The organism is Pseudomonas sp. 382 (assembly GCF_002759075.1).
GTDB lineage: Bacteria > Pseudomonadota > Gammaproteobacteria > Pseudomonadales > Pseudomonadaceae > Aquipseudomonas > Aquipseudomonas vlassakiae.
Genome location: NZ_PEMX01000092.1, coordinates 1 through 1233, shown reverse-complemented (window position 1 = coordinate 1233; position 1233 = coordinate 1). Strand labels below are relative to the sequence as shown.

At 54.7% G+C, this 1233-nt stretch carries 1 protein-coding gene; it reads left to right on the top strand.

All coding sequences use genetic code 11. The features are described from left to right. The first annotated feature begins 64 nt into the window (after nucleotides 1–64). A protein-coding gene (locus tag CQW31_RS30715) for an IS3 family transposase (protein ID WP_099816120.1) occupies nucleotides 65–1215 on the top strand; the annotation gives its coding sequence in 2 pieces (ribosomal slippage) (nucleotides 65–299 and nucleotides 299–1215; 1152 coding nt in all). Nucleotides 1216–1233: the final 18 nt, after the last annotated feature.

Sequence of the window (1233 nt, the reverse complement as noted above, 5' to 3'; positions counted from 1 at the left end):
CTGAATCGCCCCTGGTTTCGTAGACACCTCCAAGCCTCATAATGAGGCCCAAATAGGAGGTGCCATGAGTCGTCAGCGTTACCCCGAAGAATTCAAGATCGAAGCGGTCAAGCAAGTGACCGAGAAAGGCAAACCTGTCGCCGATGTCGCCCAGCGCCTGGGCATGTCCGTGCACAGTCTTTACGCCTGGATCAAGGTCTACAGCAAGCCCCAAGAGCAGCGTCAGCAAGACGACGATCAGCAGGCCGAACTGCGCAAGCTACGCGCTGAACGCAAGCGCGTGACGGAAGAGCGAGACATCTTAAAAAAGGCCGCCGCGTACTTTGCCAAGGAGTGCGGCTGAAGTACGCCTTCATCAAGAAGCACTCGACTGATTACCCGGTGCGGCGCCTTTGCCAAACCCTCAAGGTGCACCCCAGCGGCTATTACGCCTGGCTGGCCGAGCCTCAATCTGCCCGAGCAAAAGAAGATCAACGTCTGCTTGGCTTGATCAAACACGCTTGGCTCGAAAGCGGAGGTGTGTACGGCTATCGCAAAATTCATGGTGACCTGCGTGAGCTGGGAGAGACATGCGGGCGAAATCGAGTCGGTCGTTTGATGCAAGCAGAGGGGTTGCGTTCGCAAACGGGTTATCGCCGTCGTCCTGGGTTTTATGGCGGAAAACCAACCGTGGCCTCGCCCAACCACCTTGCCCGGCAGTTCAAGGTCAGCGAGCCGAACAAGGTCTGGGTGACAGATATCACTTACATCCGCACCTATGAAGGATGGCTTTATCTGGCGGTAGTGCTGGATCTCTTCTCACGCCAAGTAATTGGTTGGTCAATGAAGCCAAGGATGTGCAGCGACCTTGCTATCGACGCGATGCTGATGGCCGTTTGGCGACGCAAGCCACAGCAGCAAGTGATGATTCACTCAGACCAAGGCAGTCAGTTCAGTAGCTCAGATTGGCAAAGCTTCCTTAAGGCCAACAATGTGGTCAGCAGCATGAGCCGACGGGGAAACTGCCACGACAATGCCGTAGCCGAGAGCTTTTTCCAGCTTTTGAAGCGGGAACGGGTTCGACGAAAGACCTACGCGACACGTGACGAAGCCCGGAGTGATATTTTCGATTACATCGAGATGTTCTATAACCCAAAACGTCGACACAGCAGTGCTATGCAGCTGTCTCCAGTAGAGTATGAGAAACGCTATTTCCTGAGCTTGGAGAGTGTCTAGGAAACCAGGGGCGATTCA